Origin of the sequence: Novosphingobium sp., from assembly GCF_965214355.1 — a bacterium.
Taxonomy (GTDB): domain Bacteria; phylum Pseudomonadota; class Alphaproteobacteria; order Sphingomonadales; family Sphingomonadaceae; genus Novosphingobium.
Map to the genome: position 1 here is coordinate 3,960,715 of NZ_CBDCBI010000002.1, position 13,919 is coordinate 3,974,633.

The 13,919-nt window shown below is 65.8% G+C and carries 12 protein-coding genes; 4 read left to right on the plus strand and 8 right to left on the minus strand.

Translation table 11 applies throughout. The features are described from left to right. Positions 1-116: 116 nt before the first annotated feature. The 5 genes from purU to ACOOE2_RS18195 are packed head-to-tail and all read right to left on the minus strand — an operon-like array spanning position 117 to position 6,013. A complete protein-coding gene (purU, locus tag ACOOE2_RS18175) occupies positions 117-971 on the minus strand; it encodes a formyltetrahydrofolate deformylase (RefSeq protein WP_420384387.1) in 855 nt (284 codons plus the stop codon). A gap of 23 nt (positions 972-994) precedes the next feature. Further along, the gene (locus ACOOE2_RS18180) at positions 995-1,486 is read right to left on the minus strand and encodes a sarcosine oxidase subunit gamma (RefSeq protein ID WP_420384388.1); all 492 of its coding nucleotides are present in this window, start codon (positions 1,484-1,486) and stop codon (positions 995-997) included. Beyond that, positions 1,479-4,475: a sarcosine oxidase subunit alpha family protein gene (locus tag ACOOE2_RS18185; protein WP_420384389.1), complete on the minus strand. Its 2,997-nt coding sequence runs from the start codon at positions 4,473-4,475 to the stop codon at positions 1,479-1,481. Before ACOOE2_RS18185 ends, ACOOE2_RS18180 begins: the two co-directional genes overlap by 8 nt. Beyond that, complete coding sequence (locus ACOOE2_RS18190; RefSeq protein WP_420384390.1) at positions 4,472-4,747, minus strand: sarcosine oxidase subunit delta; 276 nt, start codon at positions 4,745-4,747, stop codon at positions 4,472-4,474. The genes ACOOE2_RS18185 and ACOOE2_RS18190 overlap by 4 nt, the downstream gene beginning before the upstream one ends. A gap of 12 nt (positions 4,748-4,759) precedes the next feature. Further along, complete coding sequence (locus ACOOE2_RS18195) at positions 4,760-6,013, minus strand: sarcosine oxidase subunit beta family protein (RefSeq protein ID WP_420384391.1); 1,254 nt, start codon at positions 6,011-6,013, stop codon at positions 4,760-4,762. A 138-nt stretch (positions 6,014-6,151) separates the two neighbouring features. Here ACOOE2_RS18195 and ACOOE2_RS18200 point away from each other — a divergent pair, with 138 nt between their 5' ends. Next, positions 6,152-7,123: a GlxA family transcriptional regulator gene (locus ACOOE2_RS18200; protein ID WP_420384392.1), complete on the plus strand. Its 972-nt coding sequence runs from the start codon at positions 6,152-6,154 to the stop codon at positions 7,121-7,123. A gap of 13 nt (positions 7,124-7,136) precedes the next feature. On the opposite strand, the gene ACOOE2_RS18205 is transcribed toward ACOOE2_RS18200, so the two are convergent. After that, positions 7,137-9,122 carry a mechanosensitive ion channel family protein gene (locus ACOOE2_RS18205; RefSeq protein WP_420384393.1) on the minus strand — a complete coding sequence of 662 codons (1,986 nt, stop codon included), beginning with the start codon at positions 9,120-9,122 and terminating at the stop codon, positions 7,137-7,139. Positions 9,123-9,303: 181 nt separating this feature from the next. Here ACOOE2_RS18205 and ACOOE2_RS18210 point away from each other — a divergent pair, with 181 nt between their 5' ends. Further along, entirely contained in the window at positions 9,304-10,278 is a 975-nt protein-coding gene (locus tag ACOOE2_RS18210; RefSeq protein WP_420384394.1) for a YihY/virulence factor BrkB family protein, read from the plus strand. Positions 10,279-10,410: 132 nt separating this feature from the next. On the opposite strand, the gene ACOOE2_RS18215 is transcribed toward ACOOE2_RS18210, so the two are convergent. After that, the gene (locus ACOOE2_RS18215; RefSeq protein WP_420384395.1) at positions 10,411-11,109 is read right to left on the minus strand and encodes a pirin family protein; all 699 of its coding nucleotides are present in this window, start codon (positions 11,107-11,109) and stop codon (positions 10,411-10,413) included. 114 nt (positions 11,110-11,223) lie between these two features. Here ACOOE2_RS18215 and ACOOE2_RS18220 point away from each other — a divergent pair, with 114 nt between their 5' ends. Next, a complete protein-coding gene (locus ACOOE2_RS18220; RefSeq protein ID WP_420384396.1) occupies positions 11,224-12,138 on the plus strand; it encodes a LysR substrate-binding domain-containing protein in 915 nt (304 codons plus the stop codon). A gap of 178 nt (positions 12,139-12,316) precedes the next feature. On the opposite strand, the gene ACOOE2_RS18225 is transcribed toward ACOOE2_RS18220, so the two are convergent. Next, complete coding sequence (locus ACOOE2_RS18225) at positions 12,317-12,709, minus strand: MerC domain-containing protein (RefSeq protein WP_420384397.1); 393 nt, start codon at positions 12,707-12,709, stop codon at positions 12,317-12,319. A 106-nt stretch (positions 12,710-12,815) separates the two neighbouring features. Between ACOOE2_RS18225 and ACOOE2_RS18230 the strand changes: the two genes are divergently transcribed. Beyond that, the gene (locus ACOOE2_RS18230; RefSeq protein WP_420384398.1) at positions 12,816-13,853 is read left to right on the plus strand and encodes a COX15/CtaA family protein; all 1,038 of its coding nucleotides are present in this window, start codon (positions 12,816-12,818) and stop codon (positions 13,851-13,853) included. Positions 13,854-13,919: the final 66 nt, after the last annotated feature.

Genomic DNA, 13,919 nt, shown 5'->3' on the forward strand with positions numbered 1-13,919 from the left:
GTTTGAAACACTCCGCTTCGCTGGCCTTCGGGATAGTCCGGCGAGCGGGAGTGTGTCAATCACGAAGAAACGGAATTTCCCAAGAGGAAAGACCCCATCAGCTTCGTCTTCACGCTCTAATCCCGGAACACCACCGTCTTGTTGCCATGCACCAGGCTGCGGCCATCGAGGTGCAGTTGCACCGCGCGTGCCAGCACGCGGCGTTCGATGTCGCGGCCTTTGCGCACGAGGTCGTCGGCGCTGTCGGCGTGGGTGATGCGTTCCACGTCCTGTTCGATGATCGGGCCTTCGTCGAGATCGCCGGTGACGTAGTGCGCGGTTGCGCCGATCAGTTTCACGCCGCGTTCGTACGCCTGGTGGTAGGGCTTGGCGCCCTTGAACCCGGGCAGGAACGAATGGTGGATATTGATGCAGCGGCCCGACAACCACGCGGCCATTTCGTCGGACAGGATCTGCATATAGCGCGCCAGCACGACCAGATCGGCGCCGGTTTGCGTGGCAATGTCGCGGATCTGTGCCTCTTGCGCGGCCTTGGTGTCTTTGGTGACCGGCAGATGGTGAAACGGAATGGACCCGAAATTGATATCACCGAGCGAGGATTGCGGGTGGTTCGACACGACGCCGACGACGTCCATCGCGATTTCGCCCATTTTGAGCCGATACAGCAGATCGACCAGGCAATGATCGAACTTGCTGACGAGGATCAGCACTTTCTGCAGATCTTCGCGCCGGCGCAGCGTCCAGGTCATCGCGAATTTATCCGCAATGGCGGCCAGGTCGGTGCGGATCGCGGTTTCATCGGCGGTACCGCCAACCGCGAAGACCAGGCGCATGAAGAAGCGGTTGGCGGCGATATCGTCGTATTGCGATGCCTCGGTAATGTTGCCGGCGTGGTTGAAAACCGATGTCGCGACCGCGGCGACGATGCCCGGCACATTGCCGCACGACAGGGTAAGCAGAAACTCGGTCATGCAAATGTCCTTTGTAGAAATGGTCAAAGCGCCGCGATCGAGGCGTCGATCCAGTGGCGCAACGCACCGGTGAAGCTGCGAAAGGTCGCCAGGAAATAGTCGCCGGGCGCGCCGAACTGGACGATCACGCCAAGATGCGCAATCGTAGAGACGACCACCGCGCCCGGTTCCAGCGTCGCCAGATCGACGGGCAGGCCCTTTTGCAACAGCCGCTGCGCATCGATGCCGGTCAGGTTGAACAGGACGTAGGCGCTCGACTGATCCACGACCGCTGCGGTCCCCGCCAGTTTGTGTGCGAGGTCATCGGCCCAATCGGTCGAAGCGATGCCGGTATAGGCGAGCCATTGCCCCGGCGCATTGCCCCAGAGCGCCAGCGTTTCGCCGACGCTGGTTACCGGCCCCTCACCCACGGTCATCCCCAGCGCCGTGCCGATCGCATCGGGCGCGACACCGCGACGCGGCAGGACGTTGGCGAGGCCAAAGCCCGTCAGCTGCTGAACCGAAATATCAACCACGCAGTCTCTCCCCCGCCGGATCGACAAACACCGGATCGCACACCACAGCCAGCACGTCGGCGCCGCGCACCGGATCGTGCACGACGACATGTTCGCCGTGGCGATCCGCGCCGCGCATCAGAAAACCCAGCGCAATCGGGTGACCCAGTGTGGGCGAATAACACGCCGAGCTGACAAACCCTTCGTCGTTCGCGGCAACAGGATCCACGCCCTGGCGCAACAGATGCCCGCCCGCGCGCACCGGCGATGTGCCGTCGACGGGTTTCAGCCCGACCAGCCGCGGCCGCGCCGGATCGACCAGCGCAGGCCGCCCGGCCATGATCCGCCCGATGAAATCCTTTTTGGCCGACGCCATGCGGCCCATCCCCAGGTCGGTCGCGGTGGTCCAGCCGTTGAGCTCGTTGCCCGCCGGATGGCCTTTTTCAATGCGCATCACGCCCAGCGCCTCGGTGCCATAGGCCGTCAGGCCAAAGTTCGCGCCGACGGCAAACAGGTGCTCGATCAACGCCGCGCCCTGGCTTGCCGGAACGCTGAGTTCATAGGCCAGCTCACCCGAAAACGACAGGCGATAGAGCCGTGCCGCATACCCGCGCCAGCGCAATTCGGTCGCGCCCATATACGGCAGCGCGGTATTCGACACATCGACGCCGGGCAACGCCGCCGCCAGCAGATCGCGCGCGCGCGGCCCCGCCACCGCGTACGTCGCCCATTGCTCGGTCACCGACACCGCCTGAACATCGAGATCGGGCCACAGCACCTGCCGGGCGAAATCGATATGCTGCATCACCGGGGCGGCGTTGGCGGTGGTCGTGGTCATGAACCAGCGATCGTCGGCAAACCGCGTGACAGTGCCGTCGTCCATGACGAAACCGTCTTCGCGCAGCATCACGCCATAGCGTGCCTTGCCGACCTTCAATCCTGAAAACCCGTTGATATACAGGCGGTCGAGCAGAACACCGACGTCGGGTCCGATCAGCTCGATCTTGCCCAGGGTGGACACGTCGCACACCCCGACACCCCCGCGCGTCGCATTGACTTCGCGATCGACCGGCGGGCGCCAGCCGACCTCGCCCGCGCGGGGAAACCACTGCGCGCGCTTCCACAATCCCGCATCGACGAACACCGCACCTTGCGCAGCCGCCCAGCCATGGCCGGCAGTGTGGCGCGTGGGGCGGAAATGGCGGCCGCGATGATGGCCGCCGAATGCGCCGATCGCCACCGGCACCACCGGCGGGCGGGCGCGGATCGTGCCGGTTTCGGCGAGCGCCTTGCCCGTTGCGGCGGCGAGCAGCCCGTGGCCGTTGACTTGCGCGACGCGGCCCTGGTCGGTCGCCATGCCAAGCGTGGTGTAGCGTTTGAAATGTTCGACGCTGGTATAGCCCTCGCGCACCGCAAGCGTGACATCGCTGGCGGTCACATCGTGCTGGAAATCGACGAAGGCCTTTGCCTTGCACGGCCCGGTTGCCCAGACCGCGCTGACGCCATGCGCGGTGTCTTGCGCGATCGGCAAGGCCCCGGTCGCGGCGGGTTTGCCCAGGGCCGCGATGATGGCGCCGGCCGCTGCGCGGGCCGATGCCAGCACACCCGCCAACCCGTAGACGCCGTTCGCAGCGCCCGCAGCACTCAGCCCGGCAGGCGCCGTACCCAGGGCATAAGCCGCAATATCGTCGCGCCACACCGGCTTGTCGCCCAGATGCGCGGCGAGCGCGATCTGCGGGTTCCACCCGCCCGCGACCGCCAGCAGATCGGCGGCAAAGGTGTACTCGGCACCGCCACTATCGCGCGCATTCACGCGCGACAGCGGGCTGCCTTTGGCCTCCGTCAGCGTGCCGCCTGTGATCACGCGTACACCGGCGGCGTGGATCGGCGCGGATACGGCATCGTCAACATGCGCGCGCGTGTCGATCACCGCGAGCAGCGTCACGCCCGCCGCGATCAGGTCCGCCGCCGTCTGCCAGCCGCTGTCGCCACTGGTCAGCACGACCGCACGCCGGCCCGGCGCGACGCCGAACCGGTTGCAATACGTCGAAACCGCGCTCGCCAGCATCACGCCGGGCCGGTCATTGCCGTCGAACACGATCGGCCGCTCGGTCGCGCCCGTCGCCAGGATCGTGCGCGAGGCAACGATTTTCCACATCCGCTGGCGCGGCTGGCCTGCTGCCGGGATCGCGACATGATCCGCAACCCGTTCGATCGCGCCGTGTTCGCCATCGTCAAAACGGCCAAACACCGTGGTCCGCATCAGCACGCGCACACTCGGCATGGCAGCCAGTTCGGCCAGCATGCCCGCCGCCCATGCGCCGCCGCTCTGGCCGCCCCCCTGCCCGCCCCCCTGGCCGCCGATGCTGACCCGTTCGGACAGCAACTGCCCGCCCGGCACCGCGTTTTCATCGGCGATCACGATGCGCAGGCCCGCATTCGCCGCGTCACGCGCCGCGATCAGCCCGGCGGGACCTGCACCGACCACCAGCAGATCGCAGAACGCGTGATCGTGCTCATAGGTATCGGGGTCTTCCGCGCCCGACACCGCGCCCAGCCCGGCCGCGCGGCGGATCAGCGGCTCGTACAGTTTTTCCCATGCTTTGGCAGGCCACATGAACGTCTTGTAGTAGAACCCTGCAACAAACAGCGGCGCGGCCAGCTGGTTCACCGCCATCATGTCGAACGCCAGGCTGGGCCAGCGGTTCTGGCTGGTCGCGACCAGCCCCTGATACAGTTCTATCGTCGTCGCGGTCGTGTTCGGCTCGGCGCGTGCGCCGGCGCGCAAGGTCACCAGCGCGTTGGGTTCCGCACTGCCCGCGGTCAGAACCCCGCGCGGGCGATGGTATTTGAAACTGCGCCCGAACAGCCGCACGCCATGCGCCAGCAGCGCCGAAGCGAGCGTATCGCCGGGGTGCCCGGTGTACGCCTTGCCGTCGAAGGTAAACGTCAGGGTCTGCGAGCGGTCGATCAGACCGCCGCTGGCGAGGCGAAACGAAGGCCCGCTCATACAGTGTGCTCCGGATGGGCAAATCGCGCCGCGCCGACGGCATGCGTGCGGGTGTTGCGCTCGACCCGCAGCCATTTGCGGCATCCTTGCGTATGATACCACAGCTCTTCGAACGCGCCCGCAGGGTTGTCGCGCAGATGAATGTAATCAGACATTTCGTCGGCGTTCTCCCCGCCCCCGGTAGCAATGGGAGGACGCACCGGCGTCGCATCGCCGCGATAGGTAAATTCGCGCGAATCGCGCGGCCCGCAAAAGGGGCATGGAATACGCATCGGCCCTGTTCCTCAGTGCAGATTGGGTTGGGCGCCGGCGCCCTTTTCGTCGATCACATGGCCGGTGCGGAACCGGTCGAGCCGATAGGCGGTCGCGGTCTCGTGCGACTGGTCGGTCGCGAGCAGATGCGCCAGGCACCAGCCCGACGCCGGCGTCGCCTTGAACCCGCCGTAACACCAGCCGGCGTTGAGATAGAGGCCCTCTATGCCCGTGCGGTCGATGATCGGCGAGCCATCCATGCTCATGTCCATGATCCCGCCCCAGCTGCGCAGCATCCGCACCCGGCCGATCATCGGCATCAGCGCCATGCCGCCTTCGCACACATCCTCGACCACCGGCAGATTGCCGCGCTGCGCATAGGAATTGTACCCGTCGATATCGCCGCCGAACACGAGGCCGCCCTTGTCCGACTGGCTGACATAGAAATGCCCCATGCCGTAGGTGATCACGCCGGGGATCAACGGTTTCAGGCCTTCGGATACAAACGCCTGCAGCACATGGCTTTCGATCGGCAGGCGCAGACCGGCCATCGCTGCGACATGGCTGGTCATGCCCGCCACCGCCAGCCCGACTTTGCCCGCGCGGATTGCGCCGCGACTGGTTTCGACACCGGTAACCGCGCCGGCCGCATCACGCAAAAACCCGGTCACTTCGCAGTTCTGGATGATATCGACACCCAACGCCGAGGCCGCGCGCGCATAACCCCAGTTGACCGCATCGTGGCGCGCAGTGCCGCCGCGTTCCTGCAGCAACCCGCCATCGATCGGAAACCGGGCATTGTCGAAATCGAGAAACGGCGCCATTTTGCGAACGCCAGCGGCATCGAGCAGCGTACAATCGACCCCGTGCATGCGCATCGCATTGCCCCGCCGGGCATAAGCATCGCGCTGCGGGTCCGAATGGTACAGGTTGAGCACGCCGCGCTGGCTGACCATCGCGTTGTAGTTCAGCTCCTGCTCCAGACCCTCCCACAGCTTCATCGACCATTCGTAGAACGGTTCGTTGCCCGGCAGGCCGTAGTTGGAGCGGATGATCGTGGTGTTGCGCCCGGCATTGCCGCCGCCGATCCAGCCGCGCTCCACCAGCGCCACATTGGTAATGCCGTGCACTTTGGCCAGGTAATACGCCGCCGCCAACCCATGTCCGCCGCCGCCGACGATCACGATGTCGTAGCCGTCCCTGGGCGCGGCATCGCGCCAAGCCGGGGCCCAGCCCCGGTGGCGGTGCAGCGCCTGACGCGCCAGTTGCAGGATCGAATAGCGCATCACGGGTCTTTCGTGTCTGGCCGGCACGTTTGTGTCGGGAGTCGGTGCCGGCGCCGACTTCGCAGCTCGCTCTTTCGCGAGCTTCGCGCAAACATATGCGGGTTGCACAGTGCCCGCTTGTCCATTTATGATATCTGCATGTCCGAAAAAGACATGACCAACGATGCGTCGCCGCCCGTGCGGCTGGGCCTGCTGCTGATCCCCGGCTTTGCGCTGATGGGCTATGCCGCGCTGGTCGAGGCGTTTCGCGCCGCGAACACGCTGTCGGGCAGGGTGCTGTACGAATGGGTGCACGTCTCGCCCGATGGCCAGCCGGTCGAGGCTACGAACGGCGCGCGCATTCTGGCGGATGCGCGGGTCGGCGACAGGATCGCCTGCCAGATGCTGTTCGTCTTTGCCGGCGGCGATCCGCGCCATTTTCACGATCCTGCGACGTATGGCTGGCTGCGGCAACTGGCGCGCGGGCGTTGCGCGATCGCGGGGGTTTCGGGCGGGCCCTACATCATGGCGCGTGCGGGGCTGCTGACCGGGCGCCGCGCAACGATCCACTGGGAGCACCGGCCGCTGTTCGTCGAGGAATTTCCCGATGTCGCGCTCGAGCACGGGCTGTATGTGATCGACGGCCCGGTGATCACGTGCGCGGGCGGGACGGCGGGGCTCGACCTGGCCCTGGCGCTGATCGCGCGCGACCAGGGCGATGATCTGGCCGCGCGCGTCGGTGAATGGTTCATCCGCACCACGCCGCGCGATGCCGCCGGGCCGCAGCGGCTGAGCCCGGCCGAGCGCCACGGTACCACCAACCACATCGTGCTGCATGCGCTGGCCCGGATCGAGGCGGCGCTCGATCAGCCGATTTCACGCGAGGCGATCGCACAAGACTGCGGCCGGTCGCTGCGCCAGATGGAACGGCTGTTTCACGAGCACCTGGGCCAAAGCATGGCCGAAACCGCGCTGGCGTTGCGGCTCGACAGCGCCGCGCACCGGCTGCGCACGACCGACGCGCCGATTACGCAGATCGCGCTCGACTGCGGTTTTGTCAGCGCCGCGCATTTTTCGCGCCGTGTGCGTCAGCGTTTCGGCGTGCCGCCGTCTGCGTTGCGCAAGGGGTGAAGGGCCGGCCCGATCAGTAAGAATACAGCGCAGAATTGAACGGGACCGGCGAGGTGATTTTCAATTCCTTGCCCTCGGTCTGTTCGCAGATCCGGAACAGCAGCGCGCTGCGCCCCCCACCCACCGTGATGTCCTCCTGCGCATAGACCTTGACCGCAAATGTCCAGTCCTCCTTGCCGATCAGCGTCAGCGTGATCACCGGCTCCGGATCATCGCGCAGCGCGGCGCATCCGGCGATCAGGTCGTGCAGCGCGTCGCGCGCCTGCGCCGCGGTCGGTACGCCGGACACGACGAGCGGAACGTCGATCCTGTGCCCCATGTGCGAATCCGCGCGATTGGTGACATTGGCCGAAATGAACGACGAATTCGGCACGATCACCGTGCCGCCGGCCGCCGTGGCAAGTTCGGTTGCGCGCACGCGGATCTTGCGGATCGTCCCTTCCGCGCCAGAGACCACCACCCAGTCGCCGACTTTGACCGGGCGCTCGATCAGCAGGATCACACCCGACACGAAATTCTGGATGATCGATTGCAGGCCGAAACCGATGCCGACCGACAGCGCGCTGGCGATCAGCGTGATCTTTTCCAGCTGCAGCCCCATCATCTGCGTCGCCAGGATGATCGCCACCAGGATGCCGAGATACGACAGCCCGGTTACCAGCGACGTGCGCACCCCGATATCGAGCGAGGTCGTGGGCAGGAAACTGTTTTCCAGCCACCCGCGCACCATCCGGGTCAGCACGATGCCGATGGCAAGCACGGTCAGCGCGGCGCCGACTGTACGCGGCGAAAGGTTGAGCGCCCGTAGCGAACCAAGCAGCATTTCGGGCTGAACCTGATCGAGGACGGCGGCATGGGTGCCGTGCAGCGGCGCCGCCACCAGTCCTGCGGCAAACAGCCAGACCAGCACGGTGACCAGCGCGCTGCCCAGCAGTGCGATCTGCCTCATCCGCCTGCGGCGCACGCCTACGACCGCCGTGGCAAACCGGCCGATCGCCCAGTCTTCGTCGAACAATTGCGCCATCAGGCGATCGACAAACGCTGTGATCATCCAGGTGAGGGTCAGCACCAGCGGCGCCCACAGCAATTCCTGCAGGACGACAATGCCGAACCAGGTCTGGCCGACCACGAAGGCGCCAACGCCCACGACCAGCATTGCCCAGACCAGCGCGGTCAGGCCGAATATGGCGGGCAGCGTCGGTCCTTTGCGGCCCCCATCCGCCGCGCCCTCCGGCTCGGTCTCGAGCGCGCGGGCGCGCGCCTGCCCGGCCAGAACCAGAAACCGCCCGATCAGCAGCGCGTCCGCCACCAGGATCAGGATCTGCGCCAGGGCCCAGCCCGTTTCCGTCGCATGCAACGCCCGCGCCATCTGATCGATGACATTGGTAAAACCGAGCGCGACGGTCGCGGCAAAGGGATAGAACGCGATTGTCGCGCCCAGCCCGCCGGGCAGCAGCAGCGGCCGCCACGCCTTGTCTTCGGGCGATCGCAGCGCTCGGCCGATGCCCATGCCCAGCCCGTTCACGCCGATGGCAATGGACAAAGTCCGCGCGAGGACGTCGGTTTCGGGCAGCAGGGTCCATGCCGACCGCACCGCCACGAGTGCGATATGCCCGGCCAGGGCCACCAGCACTGTCGTCACCAGCACTGTCGCCAGCGCCTTTGTCCGCAACGCCAGCTGCCGGTCCATCGGTGCCGCGCGCAGGAATGCCGAAATGCGGGCAAGCAGCCACAGCCGCGCCGGCCAGGCAAGCGCCAGTGCGAATATTGCAGCAACGATCAGCTCTGCCAGCGAATAACGGTCCCGTAGCGGCATTACTGCCTGCCGGTTTATCGCGGCGATTGCCGACGCAAGATCATGACCCAGTGCATCGATCAGCGACAATCCGTTATCGGGCACCACCTGCGCACGCGCCGGCGTGGCCATGGCAAGGATAACGCCGGCAGGGGCCAGACCCCGGGCCACGCGCCAGGATCTACGGATCGCGGTATCGTTCATTCATCCCCCTTTTGCGGGTCTGGCCGGGTCTGAGCGGAATCTGGCCGGTAGTGTGACAGCCCTTGCGGGCAGATGAACCATCTTTTTGGCTGGCCATGCTACGGGCTTTGCACCCCAGACGCCAGATTCTGCATTGTCCAGACGACGGCCACCAGGCCGTTTTGTGGGCGGGCATCAGAATATGAGCGAGAAAGAGGTCGATCGGCCGGGCGAACCCGGTGGGGCCGGCACGGATAGCGTAACGTTGGCGGGGCCTCCCGGGGCCAAGGCCGCCAGCGATTGGGCGCTGTCGCCGGCGCAGTGGAATTCGGTGCCATCCTGGAAAAAGGTGGTGCTGGAAACCTGGCGCAAATCGGGCGACGATCACATCGGGCTGATCGCCGCGGGTGTGGCGTTCTACGGATTCCTGGCGTTCGTGCCGCTGCTGGCCGCGATCGTGCTGCTATACGGCTTGCTCGCCGATGCATCGACGGTGGTCCACGATGTCCAGCGGATGACATCGATCATGCCGCCCGCCGCGGCGAACCTGGTGGGCGACCAGTTGATGGAACTGGTCAAGACATCCGATGGCAAGAAAGGCCTGGGCGTTCTGACCGCGCTGGTGATCGCGATGTTCGGCACGGTCAATTGCGCGGGATCGATCGTCACTGCGCTGAATGTCGCATGCGAAGTCAAGGAGACGCGCGGGTTTATCGCGCTGTATGGCCTGGCACTGGGCATCGCGACGACAGCGGTGCTGACCGCGATCGGCGCGCTGATCCTGGTTGCCGCGCTGGTGCAGGTGGAGGAATTTCTGCCCGGCGTGTCGGCAGCGCCGCTGTTTCTGGGCAAGCTGATCGCGTATATCGCGCTGACGCTGGTCGGCGCGGCGGTTGCGACGACGCTGTACCGCTTTGGCCCCTCGTTGGGGGAGGAAAATCTTGGCAAGGCCGATCCGCGCACCTGGGTGTGGTTCACCCCCGGATCGGTGCTGGCCTCGGTTTCCTGGCTGGCGCTGACATCGGGATTCGGCACATATGCCGCCAAGATCGGGCATTACAACGCGACATATGGCTCGCTCAGCGCCGTTATCATCATGCTGACCTGGATGTACCTGTCGAGCTATGTCCTGCTGTTCGGCGCCGAACTGAACGCAGAGCTTGCGCGCAAGACGTGAAGACGCCCGCAAACATGCCACGCGCCCCAATCGCCACGCGCCCCCATCCCACTCACCCAACCCCAATCGTCATCCCGGGCTCGACCCGGGATGACGACTGATGGGTAATGCGCACTCAAACGCTGCAGATGATCACAGCGTATCGACCAGCACGACTTCACTGTCCTCGATTGCGGTGATCGCAATCGTGTCCTCGTCCGCTATCGCCAGCCCGTCGCGCGCATCGGCCTCCACGCCATTGACGCGGATGCGTCCGGTCGCTGGCACGAGATAACCCTTGCGCTCCGCCCCGAGCACGTAGTCGACTGTTTCGCCCGCGCGGATGGTGCCGGCCACCAGCCGGGCCGTCGTGCGGATCGGCAATGCATCGGCATCCTCGGCATAACCGCTGGCCAGCACCACCAATTGCCCCGAGCGATCGCCCTTGGGAAATTCGCGCGCGCCCCAGCCCGGCGCCTCGCCCTGGCGGGTCGGCTGGATCCAGATTTGAAACAGCGTCGTCGCCTCGTCCTCGACATTGTATTCGGCATGGGTGATGCCGGTGCCCGCGCTCATCACCTGGACATCGCCCGCCGCCGTGCGGCCCTGGTTGCCCAGGCTGTCGCGGTGCGTGATGGCACCGGTGCGGACATAGGTGATGATCTCCATGTCGCGGTGCGGGTGCGCAGGAAAGCCGCTCTTGGGCCCGATCGTGTCGTCGTTCCACACGCGCAGGTTGCCCCAGTTCATCCGGGCGCGATCATGATAATCGGCAAACGAGAAATGATGGCGCGCATCGAGCCAACCGTGGTTGGCGTGGCCGATTCCGCCGAAAGGACGCAGTTCGATCATCGCTTGTCTCCAGTGGCCGCGCCATGAGAAGCACGGCTGTTGAAGGCTATGTAAGCCTTGCCAACGCAAACAAAATGGCAATGATGGAAAGTCATCGATGAAAGAAACGCGGTAATGTCGTTGCCCGATCTGGAAGCCTGGGCGATTTTCGCCAAAGTCGCTGACACCGGCTCCTTTGCCAAAGCCGCCGCCGCACTCGGGCTGTCGAACCCGACGGTATCCAAAGCGATCACGCGGCTGGAATTGCGGCTGGGCGTGCCGCTGCTGCACCGTACCTCGCGCCGGCTGGCACTGACCGAAAGCGGGCGCGGCGTGCTGGAACGCGCGCGGCGGATCCTGGCCGATGGCGAAGCGGCCGAGATCCAGGCCGGCGCCGAGGGCGATGCACCGCGTGGGCTGGTGCGTCTGGCCGTCCCGATGAGTTTCGGCCTGCGCCATGTCGCGCCGCTGCTGCCCGAATTCCTGATCGCCTATCCGCAGATCCAGGTCGAACTCGATCTGGCCGATACGCTGATCGATGTCGTGGGCGGCGGGCAGGATGTCGTGCTGCGCATTGCCGGGCTGGAAGACAGCAGCCTGCGCGCGCGGCGGTTGTGTACGGTGCGGCTGTTGCTGGTCGCAGCGCCCGCGTTCCTGGCTGCACATGGCACGATCGCGCATCCGCGCGACCTGTCGGGAATGGCGGGCCTGTTGTACACCAACGTCGATACCCCCGGGTCGTGGCGGCTGACCCATGCCGAACAGGGGCATTACGTGATGGCGGTCCAGGGCCGGATGGGCGCGAACAACGCCGATGCCTTGACGCCCGCGCTGCTGGCCGGGCTGGGCGTGGCCGTGATGCCCGACTTCATGATCTGGGACCTGATCGCGTCGGGCGCCCTGGTCGAGGTGCTGCCGGAGTGGCACATTCCCGATATCGCGCTGCATCTGGTGACGCCGCCGGGCACCTTGCGCCCGGCGCGGGTGCGGTTGCTGATCGATTTTCTGGCGAGGCGGCTGACGCGCGCGGCCTGGGCGCGGCAGGGGTAAAGCACATGCGCAAACTCAAGCTTCTTGTATCCCGCACCCGCTCATCCTGAGCCTGTCGAAGGACGCGCAATACAGTTGCCCAAAACGCGCGGCTGCACGCGCCGAGCTCGAACGTTGCGCGCGTCCTTCGACAGGCTCAGGACGAGCGAGAATTGCTGTACTTTAGGTTAATTTCTACTCAGCAGCACACCGGCGCACGGCGCAAGTTGACGACATGCGCGCTGGCGAGCAGAGCCACGCCGCCGATCGTCAGCACCGCTTCGCGCATGCCGTGATCCGACGCGATCGCGACTGCCATCATTGCCAGCCCGCAACAGCCCAGCGCCAGCGGCAACCGGTGACCATGGCGCAGCGCGTTGGCGCCGATCGTCACCGCGCCGATCGTCACGGCCAGCACCAGCCCGACGCGGTGTATCGCCGGATCGAGCAGCAACCCGCCGCCAAGCCCCAGCACGCCGATCAGCACCAGCCCCGCCATGCAATGCACCATGCACAGCCCCGACAGCACGATGCCGAAACGATCGAGCAGGCGGCGATTGTGGGGGGCGGGTGTCTGGAACGAGTCGGGCATGGGGGTCCTATATGTGATAATGTATCATCACACAAGGGTATCCGGTTGGGCCTCTTGCCCGGTTTGGCCTCTTGATTAGTGCGCAAAGCCGGCTCAGATCGGCGCGATGACGTTCCGGACCACCCAAGACCGCCGCTGGCTTGCCCGCTGGCTGATGATTGTCGCCTGCTTGATCATCGGTATCGTCGTTGTCGGCGGGATTACCCGCCTGACCGAATCGGGCGTGTCGATCACCCAGTGGAACGTCATTTCGGGCACGCTGCCGCCATTGAGTGATGCCGCGTGGCAGGCCGAATTCGCCAAGTACCAGGCGACCCCGCAATATATCCTGGTCAATGGCCCCGCCGGAATGACGCTGGGCACGTACAAGGCGATCTTCTTCTGGGAATGGGTCCATCGCCTGCTCGCGCGCGGCATTGTCATGGTGTTTGCGCTGCCGCTGGTGTGGTTCTGGGCGCGCGGCAAAATCCCTGCGGGCTACAAGCCGCGCCTGATCGCGCTGCTGGCGCTGCTCGGGCTGCAGGGCGCGGTGGGGTGGTGGATGGTCAAATCGGGCATTTCGGTCGATGTCAAAGTCAGCCATTTCCGGCTCGCCACGCATCTGCTGCTCGCGCTGGTGTCGCTGGCCGGGATGGTGTGGACCGCGCTCGATCTGATCAGTGCCGGGCCGCCCGCGCGGTTGCGCCCGATCGCTGCGCTCGCGCTTGGCGCGCTGGTGCTGCAACTGATGCTGGGCGCCTGGCTTGCCGGCTTGCGCGCGGGCGTGGTTGCCGGCGCGGGCTGGTTCAATTGGCAGGCGTGGCCGCTGATGCAGGGGCAATTGTGGCCCGATGGCATTGTCTGGGCCAAAGGCGTGGTGTTTGCCGCATGCCATGACCCGTACCTTATCCATTTCATGCATCGCTGGTGGGCATGGGTCGTCGTGGCGCTGATGATCGTGCTGGCACGCCGGGCAAAGTCTGCCGGCAACCGGCCCGCCGCGATTGCGCTGCACAGCGCGATCGGCACGCAAATCCTGCTGGGCATCGCCACCGTGTGGAGCGGCGTGTGGATACCGATCGCAGTGGCGCACCAGTTGACCGGCGCGTTGCTGGTCGTGGCGACGACGTGGTCCGCCCATGCCATCGGCCGACGCGCGGTTTGAACGGAGAGAGGCCGCTCGAGCCAGGAGGTACTATTTTACCTCCCCGGAAACCCGCCCCAAACCTTG